General features: G+C 73.5%; 12 protein-coding genes. 7 read left to right on the forward strand and 5 right to left on the reverse strand.

Annotated elements, in window-relative coordinates:
* Positions 1-256: 256 nt before the first annotated feature.
* Complete coding sequence (locus AB0I11_RS13200) at positions 257-2,071, forward strand: glycoside hydrolase family 6 protein (RefSeq protein ID WP_357318358.1); 1,815 nt, start codon at positions 257-259, stop codon at positions 2,069-2,071.
* 153 nt (positions 2,072-2,224) lie between these two features.
* Here AB0I11_RS13200 and AB0I11_RS13205 read toward each other — a convergent pair whose 3' ends face one another.
* From AB0I11_RS13205 to AB0I11_RS13225, 5 genes are all read right to left on the reverse strand, one after another.
* Entirely contained in the window at positions 2,225-2,608 is a 384-nt protein-coding gene (locus AB0I11_RS13205) for a hypothetical protein (protein ID WP_357318361.1), read from the reverse strand.
* Between the two features lie 133 nt (positions 2,609-2,741).
* Positions 2,742-3,056, reverse strand: coding sequence for a hypothetical protein (locus AB0I11_RS13210; RefSeq protein WP_357318364.1), 315 nt, complete (start codon positions 3,054-3,056; stop codon positions 2,742-2,744).
* A 16-nt stretch (positions 3,057-3,072) separates the two neighbouring features.
* Entirely contained in the window at positions 3,073-4,728 is a 1,656-nt protein-coding gene (locus AB0I11_RS13215; RefSeq protein ID WP_357318367.1) for a sodium:solute symporter family protein, read from the reverse strand.
* Between the two features lie 139 nt (positions 4,729-4,867).
* Positions 4,868-5,920 carry a hypothetical protein gene (locus tag AB0I11_RS13220; protein WP_357318370.1) on the reverse strand — a complete coding sequence of 351 codons (1,053 nt, stop codon included), beginning with the start codon at positions 5,918-5,920 and terminating at the stop codon, positions 4,868-4,870.
* 13 nt (positions 5,921-5,933) lie between these two features.
* Positions 5,934-6,527, reverse strand: coding sequence for a hypothetical protein (locus AB0I11_RS13225; protein WP_357318373.1), 594 nt, complete (start codon positions 6,525-6,527; stop codon positions 5,934-5,936).
* 284 nt (positions 6,528-6,811) lie between these two features.
* On the opposite strand from AB0I11_RS13225, the gene AB0I11_RS13230 reads away from it, so the two are divergent.
* From AB0I11_RS13230 to AB0I11_RS13255, 6 genes are all read left to right on the forward strand, one after another.
* Positions 6,812-9,121, forward strand: coding sequence for a nitrate- and nitrite sensing domain-containing protein (locus AB0I11_RS13230; RefSeq protein ID WP_357318376.1), 2,310 nt, complete (start codon positions 6,812-6,814; stop codon positions 9,119-9,121).
* On the forward strand, positions 9,121-9,543 hold the full coding sequence (locus AB0I11_RS13235) for a roadblock/LC7 domain-containing protein (RefSeq protein WP_046566132.1): 423 nt from the start codon (positions 9,121-9,123) through the stop codon (positions 9,541-9,543). The genes AB0I11_RS13230 and AB0I11_RS13235 overlap by 1 nt, the downstream gene beginning before the upstream one ends.
* Positions 9,533-9,922 carry a DUF742 domain-containing protein gene (locus tag AB0I11_RS13240; RefSeq protein WP_357318379.1) on the forward strand — a complete coding sequence of 130 codons (390 nt, stop codon included), beginning with the start codon at positions 9,533-9,535 and terminating at the stop codon, positions 9,920-9,922. Before AB0I11_RS13235 ends, AB0I11_RS13240 begins: the two co-directional genes overlap by 11 nt.
* Positions 9,903-10,505, forward strand: coding sequence for an ATP/GTP-binding protein (locus AB0I11_RS13245; RefSeq protein ID WP_357318382.1), 603 nt, complete (start codon positions 9,903-9,905; stop codon positions 10,503-10,505). The genes AB0I11_RS13240 and AB0I11_RS13245 overlap by 20 nt, the downstream gene beginning before the upstream one ends.
* A 104-nt stretch (positions 10,506-10,609) precedes the next feature.
* Positions 10,610-11,647 (forward strand): lactonase family protein, encoded by a 1,038-nt coding sequence (locus tag AB0I11_RS13250; protein ID WP_357318384.1) that lies wholly within the window; start codon positions 10,610-10,612, stop codon positions 11,645-11,647.
* A gap of 176 nt (positions 11,648-11,823) precedes the next feature.
* Entirely contained in the window at positions 11,824-13,581 is a 1,758-nt protein-coding gene (locus tag AB0I11_RS13255; protein WP_357318387.1) for a substrate-binding domain-containing protein, read from the forward strand.
* Positions 13,582-13,598: the final 17 nt, after the last annotated feature.

Genomic DNA, 13,598 nt, shown 5'->3' on the forward strand with positions numbered 1-13,598 from the left:
GCTCCCATGCAAGAATCGCTGCACGCGGTTCGGGGAGCCGCACCGCGAGCGCAGACGTCGAGGGCACCGGTCCGCCGGACGACGGCTGACTCCTCGACCGGCTGGCGTGCCGGCCGAGCGCACACCACCACCACGCCCGTCCGGGTCGGGCGCCCCCGAAGACACCCGTGGCGCCGACGGCCGTCCGTGCGGACGTCCCGAGGGCCCTTTCACCGGGCCGTACGCGGATCCGGTCTCGCCCAAGGAGATCAGTGGCATGAATCTGTGGAGAAGGCTGTCCGGCCGGAGCCGGGCGCTCGCGCTGACCAGCGCGGGCGTCCTGGTCGCCGGTGGACTGGTGACCCTCCCGGTCACCGCGGCGCAGGCCGCGACCCAGTGCAGCGTGGACTACACGACCAACGACTGGCCGGGCGGCTTCACCGCCAACGTGACGATCAAGAACCTCGGCGACCCGCTCAGTTCCTGGACGCTCGGGTTCACCTTCCCGAACAGCTCCCAGCGGGTCGTCCAGGGCTGGTCGGCCCGGTGGTCGCAGAGCGGCCAGAACGTGACCGCGCAGAACGAGTCGTACAACGGTTCGCTGGGCACGGGCGCCTCCACCAGCCTCGGTTTCAACGGTTCGTGGAGCGGCAGCAACCCGAAGCCCGCCCAGTTCACCCTCAACGGCACGGTCTGCAACGGTGGCACGCCCACCACGCCGCCGCCCACCACCACGAACCCGACGACGCCCCCGCCCACCACCCCGCCGCCGACCACCCCGCCGACCACCCCGCCGCCCACCACGCCGCCGCCGACCACCCCGCCGCCCGGCCAGAAGGTCGACAACCCGTACAACGGGGTGAAGGGGTACGTGAACCCGGAGTGGAAGGCCAAGGCCGAGTCGGTCTCCGGCGGCAGCCGGGTGTCGAACAACCCGACCGCGGTCTGGATCGACCGGATCGCCGCCATCAACGGCACGCCGGACAGCAGCTCCAACGGCGCGATGGGGGTCCGTGACCACCTGGACGCCGCGCTCGCCCAGGGCGCCGGCTACATCCAGTTCGTCATCTACAACCTGCCCGGCCGGGACTGCTCCGCGCTGGCCTCGAACGGCGAGCTGGGCCCGGACGAGCTGCCCCGCTACAAGTCCGAGTACATCGACCCGATCGCCGCGATCCAGGCCGACTCGAAGTACAAGAACCTCCGCATCGTCAACATCATCGAGATCGACTCGCTGCCCAACCTGGTGACCAACACCTCGGGCAACGCGGGCGGCACCGCGATGTGTGACACCGTGAAGGCCAACGGCGCGTACGTGAACGGTGTCGGCTACGCGCTGGCCAAGCTCGGCGCGATCGGCAACGTCTACAACTACATCGACGCCGCGCACCACGGCTGGATCGGCTGGGACAGCAACTTCGGCCCGGTCGCCGACCAGCTCAAGGCCGCCGCCGTCGCCTCCGGCAGCACGGTCAACAACGTCACCGGCTTCATCGTCAACACGGCGAACTACTCCGCGCTGAAGGAGCCGTACGTCAAGGTCACCGACTCGGTGAACGGCCAGACCGTGCGCCAGTCCAAGTGGATCGACTGGAACCAGTACGTCGACGAGCTGTCGTTCGCCCAGGCGTTCCGGCAGAAGCTGGTCTCGGTCGGCTTCAACAGCAACATCGGCATGCTGATCGACACCTCCCGCAACGGTTGGGGCGGCTCCGCCCGGCCCACCGGCCCTGGCCCGACCACCAGCGTGGACGCCTACGTCGACGGTGGCCGGATCGACCGGCGCTACCACACCGGCAACTGGTGCAACCAGTCCGGCGCGGGCCTCGGCGAGCGGCCGCGGGCGAACCCCGAGACGGGTATCGACGCGTACGTCTGGGTGAAGCCTCCGGGCGAGTCGGACGGCTCCAGCACCGAGATCCCGAACAACGAGGGCAAGGGCTTCGACCGGATGTGCGACCCGACGTACACCGGCAACGCCCGCAACGGCAACAACATGTCGGGCGCCCTGCCGAACGCGCCGATCTCCGGTGCGTGGTTCGCGGCCCAGTTCCAGCAGCTGATGCAGAACGCGTACCCGCCGCTCTCCTGATCCGGCGGTCGGCCCACCCGCAGCGGCGGGAGTGAGGCACCGCCGCGCGGGTTCCCCGGGCCCCTGGTCGACGCCCCACGTCGGCCAGGGGCCCCCGGGCTGTCCGGACCGACGCGCCCCGTCCCGCCACCCGGCGGGACGGGGCGCGCCGGCTCAGGGAACCGTCTTCTCGATCGCCGCCCGGCCCAGCTCGGCCAGGTCCCGGCGGGCCTGCTCGAGGTTCTCCGGGGTGAGGTCCTGACCGCGGGCCATCACCAGATCCTCCGGCTCCCACGGCTGCTCCGCGCCGGTGCGGATGTTGTCCGGAGCCGCCCCGGTGCCGGTGCCGGTCGCCCCGGTGCCGGCCGCGTACGGGTCGCCGAGGATGTCCGGGGAGCCGGTGTCGGGCACCGCGCCGTCGGGCTCGGTGAAGACCGGGTTGTCCGGATCGGAGCCGCCGGTGCGGAGCTGCGGCACCGTGCTGTCGTCGTCCACCGCCGCGGCCACCTCGGGAGTCTCCTCCAGCGGCCGCTCGCCACCGCGGTCACGATCAGTCATGCTGCTGCCCTCCTGTCCCGTTCGGTGATCCCTGGCGTACCCCGTGACGGCCCGGCCATGCCGCGGCGCCCGCCGTCGTGGGCCGGCTGCTCGGGCGGCTGAGCTGTCGTCGCGGGCCGGTCGTTCCGGCGGGTCAGCTGTCGTCGCGGGCCGGCTGCTCCGGCGCGTCGGCCGGCCGCAGCCGCTGCCAGGCGAGCATGAGCAGTCCGAAGACGAGCATGACCAGGCCGGCCCAGAGGTTGATCCGGACGCCCTGCGCCTTCTCGACCTGCGCCGACGAGTCGAAGAGCCCCATCAGGGTCACGATCAGCCCGTACACGACGAACAGGCCGCCGATCACCCGGCGGATGTCGAAGAGGCGGGCGGCCGCCGAACGCGCCTCCCGGGCGTCCTCGGTCTCGTCGACCAGCGGGTCGTGGGCCTCGCCGTGCTGGTAGTCGTCGGCCATGATGTGCGTCCCTTCCTCAGAAGACCGGGATGTAGAAGAGGGCGGCGAGGATCACCGCGACGACGCCGAGCAGCACCGGCGAGCGGTACCAGGCGGCGTCGCCGGCCAGCGAGTCGTCGGCCAGCGTGGTGTCGGTCATGCCGTAGACCAGGCCGGTCAGCTCGTCGTCACGCTTCGGCCGGGTCAGCGGGGTCAGGATCGCGGCGACCACCGCCACCGTGACGAAGGCGAGGCCGGCCCCCCAGAAGCTCTCCTCCAGGTCCGAGTTGAAGCTGAGCACGTCGGCCAGGTGGAGCAGGTACGTCGCGATGGCCACCACGGTGCCGGCGAGCAGCGACCAGAAGCCGGCGAGCGGGCTCATCCGCTTCCAGAACATGCCGATGATGAAGGTGCCGAAGAGCGGGGCGTTGAAGACCGAGAAGAGCGCCTGGATGTAGTTCATGATGTTGCTGAACCCGGCCGCGATGAACGCCGTGCCGATGCCGATCACCACGGCCACGACGGTGGCGATCCGGCCGATCCGCACGTAGTACTCGTCCGGCCGGTCCCGCCGGAAGTACGCCTGCCAGATGTCGTACGTGAACACCGTGTTGAAGCCGCTGACGTTGGCGGCCATGCCGGCCATGAACGACGCCACCAGGCCGGTCACCGCGATGCCGAGCACCCCGTTGGGCAGCAGGTCCCGCATGAGCAGCGGGATGGCGTTGTTGTAGACCAGGTCGCCCTGCTCGGCGCCGAGCCCCTTCACGGTGACCAGGGCGATCAGGCCGGGAATCACGGTGACCAGCGGGATGAGCAGCTTCGGGTACGCGCCGATGATCGGCGTACGCCGGGCGGCGCTCATGTTCCGCGCGGAGAGCGCCCGCTGCACCTCGGCGAAGTTGGTCGTCCAGTAGCCGAACGAGAGCACGAACCCGAGCCCGAACACGATGCCCAACCAGTGCGCGCCGAGCGGGTTGTCGGTGCTGCCGGTGCCCTGCCAGGCGTGCAGGCCGGCCTCGCCCAGCCTGGAGTCGCGGACCGCGTCCATCAGGCCGCCGACGCCGCCGACCTTGACCAGGCCGAGCACGGTGATCGGCACCAACCCGGCGATGATCACGAAGAACTGGAGCACCTCGTTGTAGATCGCACCGGAGAGGCCGCCGATGGTGATGTAGGTCAGCACGATGAACGCGCCGACCACGATCGCCACCCAGAGCGGCCAGCCGAGCAGCGCCTGCATGATCAGGGCGAGCGCGTAGAGGTTCACGCCGGCGATGAGGACCTGGGCGACCGCGAAGCTGATCGCGTTGAACAGGTGGGTCGGCCGGTTGAAGCGCAGCCGCAGGTACTCAGGGACGCTGCGCACCTTCGAGCCGTAGTAGAAGGGCATCATCACGATGCCCAGGAAGACCATCGCCGGTACGGCGCCGATCCAGTAGTAGTGCACCGTCATCGCGCCGTACTGGGCGCCGTTGGCGGCCATCCCGATGATCTCCAGCGCGCCCAGGTTCGCCGAGACGAACGCCAGGCCGGTCACCCAGGCCGGCAGCGACCGCCCGGACAGGAAGAAGTCGACGCTGGTGCGGATGGCGCGACGGGCGGCGAAGCCGACCCCCAGCACCGTGACGAAATAGAGCGCCAGGATCAGGTAGTCCAGCGCGTTCATGTCCAACCGAAGGCCGCCACCCATGCCGCTGCTCCCTCCGTGACGCGGTGCTGCGCCCGCAGGTACCCCGATCGCGAACTTTCAATCCCGATGGGCGATCCGGACGTGCGGAGCCCCGGCCGCCGCGGCGGCCGGGGCTCGGATGGTGCCGGAAGGGGTGGGCTCAGCGGCCCAGGACACGGTCCAGGAAGTCCCGGTAACCGCGCACGGCCACCCGGAGCTGCTCGGTGTCCGCCGAGCCGGACTCCTGCCAGCCGCCCAGCCGGCTCTTCTGCTCGCGCAGCGCGGCGGCCAGCGCCTCCATCGCCTCGTCGACCAGGGCCTGGGCCTCGCCGACCGCGGCGCGCGGGTCGTCCACGAAGCGGAGCTGCACGTCCCGCCAGCGGTCCCGGAAGCCCTGCGCGGCCTCCGGGGCGAAGAGCGTGGCGGCGTCGGTCGGCACCGAGCCCGGGGTGGGCCGGTCCGCGGCCAACGCGGCGCCCGCGCCGGCCCCGGCGGTGCCGCCGTCCGGGTCGACCATCGCCGGCTCGGCGCTGCCGTACCCGGCGGCCCCGGCGGCCGCCGCGTCGTCGGTGACCGCGGCGTGCTCGGCGTCCCACCGGTCCGGGTCGTGCAGCCGGTCGCCGGCCGTGGGGTCGGCGCGCTCGTCGTCGAAGGCGTCGGTACGTCCCGGCGCGCCGTCGCCCGGCGCCGCGGTGTCCTCGTCGCGCGGGTCCCGCTCGTCCACCGGCCGGCCGCTGGCCAGCGCGGAGGCGGCCACCGCGTCGCCCACCGTGGTCGCGCCCGCGAAGGACGTCGGCGCCGGCGCCGGGTCGTGGTACTCGGTCCGGTCGTCGGCGTCGGCGGCCTCGATCCGGTCGTCGTCGATCCGGTCGTCGTCGATCCGGTCGTCGTCGATCCGGTCGGCGTCGGCCCGGTCGTCGGCGTAGGTCGCGTCCGTCCGGTCGTCGGCGTCGGCGGCCTCCGCGTCGTGGCTCTCCCGAGCGTCGTACGCCCGGGTCTCGTCGGGCTCCGCGTCGTCGGCCGCCCGGTCGTCGTCGGCGATCGCCGGGTCGTCGAAGGTGCCCCGGTCGTCCAGGGCGTCCTCGGGTACGTCGGCGCGGGTGTCCGCATCGGTCCGGTGCCCGTCGGCGTCACCCGGGGCCGGGACCGGCACCGGTGCGGACCGGACGGCCTCGGGGTGGTCCGGTGTGACCTGCTGCTCTTGCTGGCGCATGGTGGCGGCCTCCTCAGCGGCTCGGGACGTCGTGCTCGGGATCGGACTGGCGCGGCTCCGGCGGCCGGTGGCCGACCGGCTCCTCGCCGAGCAGGTCGGCGAAGAGAGCCCGGTAGTGCACGAGCGCCTGCCGGAGATCCTCGGTGCCGGCCTCGCCGCGCTCGTTGCGCAGCCGGATCTCGTGGGCGTCGCGGTAGTGGGTGAGGGTGCGGGCGTGCTCGACGGAGAGGTGGGCGAGCTGCTCGGAGAAGTCGCCGGTGGGGTAGCCCCGCTCGGCGATCAACTGGCTGACCAGCTCGTCGGCCTCGCCGACGGTCTCGGTGGGGGAATCGACGAAGCGGACCTGGAGTTCCTCCCAGGCCGCGGCGTACCGGGCCCGGGACTCGGGGCTCAGCGGGGTGAGTTCCAGCTCCGCGTGGCGGCGCTCGCGCTCCCGCAGCTCCCGCTCGGCGGCGCTGCGGCTGTCCTGCTCCTCGACGGCCCGGTCGTACTCGGGGCCGAAGCGCTGCCGCAGCGCGCGCCGGCGGCTGGCGATCACGGCGACCGCGGCCAGCGCCGCGAGCACCAGAACGACGACGACTATGACGACTACCTGGGTGGACGACATGGCTCCTCCTTCGCCCGCTGGTATTCCCTGCGGGCACTGATCGCCAATCCCGATCCGAGGCACTTTCCCGGGCGATTTCCCGTACCCGATCCGCCGCCGGTCACCCCGAAAGGTCTCAGGGCGGAACATCTCGGACGGTAGTGACGAGCGAGACGGCCGGTAGTGCTTCGGGCGGCGATTACGTATCCTGCCCAGGGCGCCCGAGGCGGGGCCCGGCGTCCTGGCCGGATCGCTCCCGGCCCTCGGGCCACGCCACCCCTGCGACACCCTCCGGGCGAGGTTGGATGAACACCCGTGACTGGCCGATCCGCGCCAAGCTGACCGCGCTGGTCATCGGTCCGGTGACCGCGCTGCTGGCGCTCTGGATCTTCGCCACGACGCTGACCTTCGGGCCCGCCCTCGACCTGCTCGCCGCCCGCACCTACCTCTACGACCTGGGCCGCCCGGGCGAGGCCGTGGTCACCGAGCTGCAACGGGAGCGCCGCCTGTCGGTGGTCCAACTGGCCGGCGACGCCGCCCTGCCGGCGCTGGCCGAGCAGCGGGTCCGCACCGACCGGACGGTCGCCGAGCTGCGCCGCCGGGTCGACGGGGAGGCGCTGCGGGACGCCGCCGACGACCTGCTCGACGCCCGCCTGGACCAACTCGTCTCCGCGCTCGACGCACTGCCCGCCGGGCGCGGCTTCATCGACACCCGCAAGGTGGACCGGGCCGGCGCCATCGGCCTCTACAGCGGCATGATCAGCTCCGCCTTCCAGGCCTTCTCCGCCATGGCCGCGCTGCCCGACACGCAGCTCAACCGCGAGGCGCTGGCGCTCACCGCGCTGGGCCGGGCCCGGGAACTGCTCGGCCAGACCGACGCCCTGCTGGCCGGCGCGATCACCGCCGGCCGGTACGCCGAGGGCGAGCACGAGCAGCTGGTCCGGACCATCGACAACGGGCGGTTCCTGGCCGAGGACGCGGTGGCCGACCTGCCCGCCGGGGAGCGCGCGGAGTACCAGCGACTCACCGAGGGAGCGGACTTCGTCCGGCTGCGCGCCCTCGAGGACCTGCTGATCCGCAGCCCCGAGCTGCCCGCCCGGTTCGACGTACCGGGCTGGGAGGCCAGCCAGACCGGCGTCTGGCAGAGCATGCGGGACTTCGAGCTGCGCGGCGCCGACGGGCTGGCCGAGCGGTCCGTGCCGATGGCCGTGGGCATCCTGGTCCGGCTCGGCGCCGCCGGCGTGCTCGGCCTGCTCGCCATCGTGTTCTGCGTGCTGGTCGCGCTGCGGGTCGGCCGCTCGCTGGCCCGCCGGCTCACCGGCGTACGCACCGCCGCCCTGGAGATGGCCGAGCACCGGCTGCCCGACGTGGTTACCCGGCTGCGCCGCGGCGAGGAGGTGGACGTCGCCGCGGAGGCGCCCGAGCTGGACCACGGCGGCGACGAGATCGGCGAGGTGGGGCGGGCCTTCAACGAGATGCGCCGGACCGCCCTGCAGTCCGCCGTCGACGAGGTCACCCTGCGCCGGGGGCTCAACGAGGTCTTCCTCAACATCGCCCGGCGCAGCCAGGGCCTGGTGCACCGGCAGCTCGCGCTGCTGGACCGGCTGGAACGGCAGACCGAGGACCCGGACGAGCTGGCCGGTCTCTTCCAGGTCGACCACCTGGCCACCCGGCTCCGCCGGCACGCCGAGGACCTGGTCATCCTCGCCGGCGCGGCGCCCGGCCGGGGCTGGCGCAACCCGGTCGCCGCCGTCGACGTGGTCCGCGGCGCGATCTCCGAGGTCGAGTCGTACGACCGGGTGGACGTGGGCGAGGTGCCGCCCGCCGGGGTGCTCGGCCGGGCCGTCGGCGACGTCATCCACCTCCTCGCCGAGCTGGTCGAGAACGCCACCACCTTCTCCCCGCCGGCCAGCCGGGTCGACGTCACCGGCCGGGCCACGCCCGACGGGTACGCCTTCGAGATCACCGACCACGGCCTGGGCATGTCGCCGCCGGCCCTGGCGGCCGCCAACCGCAAGCTGTCCCGGTCGCCGGAGTTCGACCCGGCGGACAGCGCCCGGCTGGGCCACTTCGTGGTGGCCCGGCTCGCCGCCCGGCACGGCGTCCGGGTCGAGCTGCGGCCGGGCACGCCCGGCGGGGTGACCGCCGTGGTGCACCTCCCGGCCGACCTGATCACCGACGAGCCGGCGCTGGGATCCACCGGCCCCCGGGGTACGGCGTCCGACGGCCGGCGGATGGCGAAGGTGACCCGGCTGGGCGCGGCACCCCGGACGCGCCCCGGCCGGGCCGGGCGGGAACGCGCCGACTCGGCGGTGGTGGCGCTGCCGGCGGCCCGTACCTCCTCCGGGGTCGAGCCGGCCGCGGACGGCGACGGCCTGCCCCGCCGGGTCCGCCGGCGCGGGACCGTCGCCCGCCCCCGGCCGGCCCCCGCGGACGCCCCGTCGACCCGCACCCCCGACGAGGCCCGCCAGGCCATGTCCGCCCTGCAGGCCGGGACCGCCCGGGGCCGCCGGGACGGCGCCCGCGCCGCCGACGCGGCCACCGGGACCACCTCCTCCCCGCCGGAGCCGGTGCGGGCTCCGCAACCCCCGACCGCAAGTGAGAGGGACGCCTAGTGGTGCACACGACGCGGCAGAACGCCGATCTCGACTGGTTGCTCGACGACCTGGTGGAGCGGGTACCGGCCGCCCGCCAGGCGGTGGTGCTCTCGGCGGACGGGCTGCTGCTCGGCGGCTCCGCCGAGCTGAGCCGCACCGACGCGGAGCATCTCTGCGCCCTGGCCTCCGGCTTCTCCAGCCTGGCCAAGGGCGCCACCCGGCACCTCGACGGCGGGGCGGTCCGCCAGACGGTGGTGGAGATGGACTCCGCGTACCTGTTCGTGACGGCGGCCGGGCAGGGCGCCTGCCTGGCCGTGGTCAGCGACGCCGACGCCGACATCGGGTTGGTGGCGTACGAGATGGCCATGCTGGTGATCCGGGTCGGCGAGAACCTCAGCGCACCGGCCCGCACGGCCTCCGGGGCCGGCGATGCGGGCTGAGCCGCCGGGCCCGCAGCACGAGTGGCTGGACGCCGCGGCCGGCCCGGTGGTCCGCCCGTACACGCTGACCGGCGGCCGGGTGCGGCCGCCGGTGGACGGCTTCGACCTGGTGGCCTTCGTGTTCGCCACGCCGGCCCGGGGCGGGCCCGGCGGGCCCGGCCTGCAGCCGGAGCACCGGCGCCTGGTCGAGTTGGCCCGGCAACCGGTCGCGGTGGCCGACCTCGCCGCCGACCTGGACCTCGCCGTCGGCGTGGTCCGGGTGCTGCTCGGCGATCTGCTCGCCCGGGGGCTCGTCGCGGTGCACCAGCCGCCGCCCGCCGCGTATCTGCCCGACGACAACATCCTCAAGGCGGTGGTCAGTGGACTCCGTGCGCTTTGACCGGGACGCGGCCAGCCCGCGGGTCCCGCTGGCCCTCAAGATCCTCATCGCCGGTGGCTTCGGCGCCGGCAAGACGACGCTGGTGAGCGCGTTGAGCGAGGTCCGGCCGTTGCAGACCGAGGAGGTGTTGACCGGTGCCTCGATCGGCACCGACGACACCGCGGGGGTCGAGGAGAAGTCGACCACCACGGTGGCGATGGACTTCGGCCGGATCACCATCACCGACGACCTCCAGGTCTACCTGTTCGGCACCCCCGGGCAGGACCGGTTCTGGTTCCTCTGGGACGAGCTGGCCTTCGGCGCCCTGGGCGCCGTGGTGCTGGCCGACACCCGCCGGCTGGCCGACTGCTTCCCCTCGATCGACTACTTCGAGCAGCGCGGCATCCCGTTCGTGGTCGGGGTGAACTGTTTCGACGCGGCGCGGCGGTTCAGCCTGGAGGCGGTGCGCGACGCGTTGGACCTGGATCCGGAGGTGCCGCTGGTGCTCTGCGACGCCCGGGACCGGCAGTCCGGCAAGCTGGTGCTGATCTCCCTGGTCGAGCACGTCGCCCGGCAGCGGGGCGAGCCGGTGCCGGTGGGCTGACCGCCCCCGGACGCGGACGGGGTCGGCGGGAAAGCCGGCCAACCCGCCGGCTCGTCCGGATGCCTCTGGTTGGATCGACGCAGGGACGGCGGAAGGTGGGAGCGGTGACCGGAACGGGCGCGATCGTCCATATCGGCGGCTACACGGCGGAGACGGGCGGGCGGGCCGAGGGCATCGTCGCGGCCCGCCGCGACCCGGTGACCGGCTCGCTGACCCCGCTCGGCACCGCGGCGGTCACCCCCGCGCCCTCGTTCCTGGTCCGGCACCCCACGCTGCCCGTGCTGTACGCGGTCAACGAGCTGGCCGACGGCCGGGTCAGCGCGTTCCGGGTCGCCGCGGACGGCGACCTCGCTCCGCTCGGCGTCCGTCCGACCGGTGGGGCCGAGCCCTGTCACCTCGCGGTCACCCCGGACGGCGGGTACCTCGTGGTGGCGAACTACGGCGGGGGCAGCCTGGCCGTCTTCCCGCTCGACGGCGACGGCGCGCCGGGGGAGCGCACCGACCTGGTCCGGCACGAGGGCCACGGGGCCGACCCGCGGCGGCAGGAGCGGGCGCACTGCCACATGGTCTCGCCCGGGCCGCCGGGCGGCCCGCTGCTCGCCGTGGACCTGGGCACCGACTCGGTCTACCGGTACGACCTCGACGCCGCCACCGGCCGGCTGGTGCCCCGGGCGCCCCGGCTGCGTACCCCGGCGGGTACCGGGCCGCGGCACCTGGCCCGGCATCCGGACGGGCGGCGCTGCTGGCTGGTCGGCGAGCTGGACGCCACGGTCACCGGGTACGAGCTGACCGACGACGGCGCCCTGCACCAGCGGGTCCGGGTGGACGCCAGCGAGCGGACCGGCCACGTCCAGCCCTCGGAGGTGGCGGTGGGCCCGCGGGGCCGCTTCCTCTACGTCGGCAACCGGGGGGTCGGCACGGTGGCGGTCTTCGCGCTGGTGGGCGTGGTGCCCGAGCTGGTCGCCGAGGTCGACACCGGCGGGGAGTGGCCGCGGCACTTCGCGCTCACCGGCGAGCACCTCTACGTGGCCGACGAGCGGGCCGACATGATCAGGATCTTCCGGGTGGACCCGGACACCGGGATTCCGGAGCCGCTGGGCGAGCCGGTGCCGGTGCCGAGCCCGACCTGCGTGCTGCCGTGACGGACCGGCTCCGGAGCGCTGTCCATGATGGATGCCGGCCACGCCCGATGACTGACTGATCACTCAAAGTTGTATTTTGGCGATCCACTATTGCTCCTGAGTAACTTTCGTCCGAACGGTTGTGGCAGTAACCCCACGAGATACGCAAGATGGTCACCGTGTCTGGCCGCCATCGCATGCGTTCAAGCCTCCGCGGGGCAGGTGCCGCCGCGGCGGCCACCGCGCTCGTCGTCGTCGTAGCCGGTTCCTGGTTCGGCTACCAGCAGCTGGCGGGTCCGTCCTGCTCCGGCCGGATCCAGCTGTCCGTGGCGGCCGCGCCGGAGATCGCCCCGGCGATCAAGGGGGCCGCCGACCAGTGGGTCGCCGACGGCGCGGCGGTCGGCGGGACGTGCATCGCGGTGAACGTGATCTCCTCCGACCCGGTGGACGTGGCAGCCACCGTGGCCAGCAAGCACGGCGCCACGCTGGCCGGCGTCGGGCAGGCCAACGGCACGGCGGTGACCCCGGACGTCTGGGTGCCGGACTCCTCGACCTGGCTGCTGCGGCTCAAGAGCGGCGGCGCGACCGCCTTCGCCCCGGCGAACGGGGTGTCCATCGCGCGCAGCCCGGTGGTGGTCGCCATGCCGGAGCCGCTGGCGTCCCGGATCGGCTGGCCGGACAAGCCCGTTACCTGGACCGACCTGCTGCGGCAGGTGACCACCGGCAAGCAGCCGCTGCGGGCGGGCATCGTCGAGCCGACCCAGGACGCCGCCGGCCTGTCCGGGCTGCTCTCGCTGACCGCCGCGGCCAGCGCCAGCGGTTCCGCCGGCTCGCCGAAGGCCCAGGAGGCCATGGTGGGGGCGCTGCGGGCGCTGGCCACCAACCGCTCCTCGCTCCGGCAGGACCTGCTCGCGCGTTTCCCACGCTCGTCCGATCCGACGTCCGTCATCAACGGCCTGGGTGCCGCGGCGCTGTCGGAGGAGGACGTGATCGCGTACAACAACACCAAGCCGCCGATCCCGCTGGCCGCGCTCTACCCCCAGCCGTCACCGATGCCGCTGGACTACCCGTTCGCGGTGCTGCCGGGCATCGAGCCGGCCAAGGCGTCCGCCGCGCGGGTGCTCTTCGAGGTGCTGACCACCCCGAAGTTCAAGGACCGGCTGGCCGCGCAGGCGCTGCGCGCCCCGGACGGCAACTGGGGTGCGGGCTTCAAGGCGCCGCAGGGTGCCCCGAGCCCGGCCAACGGCGGCGCGAGCGCCGTCCCGCCGGTCGGCCAGGGCGGCGCGGCGGACCTCGACCCGATCGCCATCGCCAAGGCCACCACCACCTGGTCGGCGGCCACCCAGTCCGGCCGGATGCTCTGCGTCATCGACGTCTCCGGCTCGATGAAGAAGCCGGTGCCGACCGCCAACGGCGCCAGCCGGGAGCAGGTCACGGTGGCCGCCGCCACCGGCGGCCTGGACCTGTTCGACGACTCCTGGTCGATCGGGCTGTGGACCTTCTCCACCAACCTGCACGGCTCGCAGGACTGGAACGAGGTGGTGGGGATCAAGCCGCTGTCGAGCAACCGGGCTCCGATCCAGCGCGGACTGGCCTCGATCAAGCCCTCCAGCGGCGACACCGGGCTCTACGACACGCTGCTGGCGGCCTACAAGGCGGTCCAGCGGGACTGGGAGCCGGGCAAGGTCAACTCGGTGGTGCTCTTCACCGACGGCAAGAACGACGACGACAACGGCATCAGCCGGGCCCAGCTCATCCAGCAGCTCAGGAAGATCAAGGACCCGGAGCAGCCGGTGCGGGCCATCGTCATCGGCATCGGCACCGAGGTCAACAAGGCCGAACTCGACGCGATCGCGCACGAGGCCGACGGGGCGGCGTTCGTGGCGACCGACCCGACCAAGATCGGTGAAATCTTCCTCCAGGCGATCGCGCTGCGCCCCCAGGCGCCGCGCTGATCCGCCGGCCCGCGACA

The organism is Micromonospora sp. NPDC050495, assembly GCF_040655175.1.
Classification (GTDB): domain Bacteria; phylum Actinomycetota; class Actinomycetes; order Mycobacteriales; family Micromonosporaceae; genus Micromonospora.

Coding starts and splice junctions, on each gene's coding strand:
- AB0I11_RS13225 (WP_357318373.1), bottom strand. CDS start 6,527: ATGTCGTCCACCCAGGTAGTCGTCATAGTCGTCGTCGTTCTGGTGCTC.
- AB0I11_RS13200 (WP_357318358.1), top strand. CDS start 257: ATGAATCTGTGGAGAAGGCTGTCCGGCCGGAGCCGGGCGCTCGCGCTG.
- AB0I11_RS13215 (WP_357318367.1), bottom strand. CDS start 4,728: ATGGGTGGCGGCCTTCGGTTGGACATGAACGCGCTGGACTACCTGATC.
- AB0I11_RS13210 (WP_357318364.1), bottom strand. CDS start 3,056: ATGGCCGACGACTACCAGCACGGCGAGGCCCACGACCCGCTGGTCGAC.
- AB0I11_RS13230 (WP_357318376.1), top strand. CDS start 6,812: ATGAACACCCGTGACTGGCCGATCCGCGCCAAGCTGACCGCGCTGGTC.
- AB0I11_RS13205 (WP_357318361.1), bottom strand. CDS start 2,608: ATGACTGATCGTGACCGCGGTGGCGAGCGGCCGCTGGAGGAGACTCCC.
- AB0I11_RS13255 (WP_357318387.1), top strand. CDS start 11,824: ATGCGTTCAAGCCTCCGCGGGGCAGGTGCCGCCGCGGCGGCCACCGCG.
- AB0I11_RS13220 (WP_357318370.1), bottom strand. CDS start 5,920: ATGCGCCAGCAAGAGCAGCAGGTCACACCGGACCACCCCGAGGCCGTC.
- AB0I11_RS13240 (WP_357318379.1), top strand. CDS start 9,533: ATGCGGGCTGAGCCGCCGGGCCCGCAGCACGAGTGGCTGGACGCCGCG.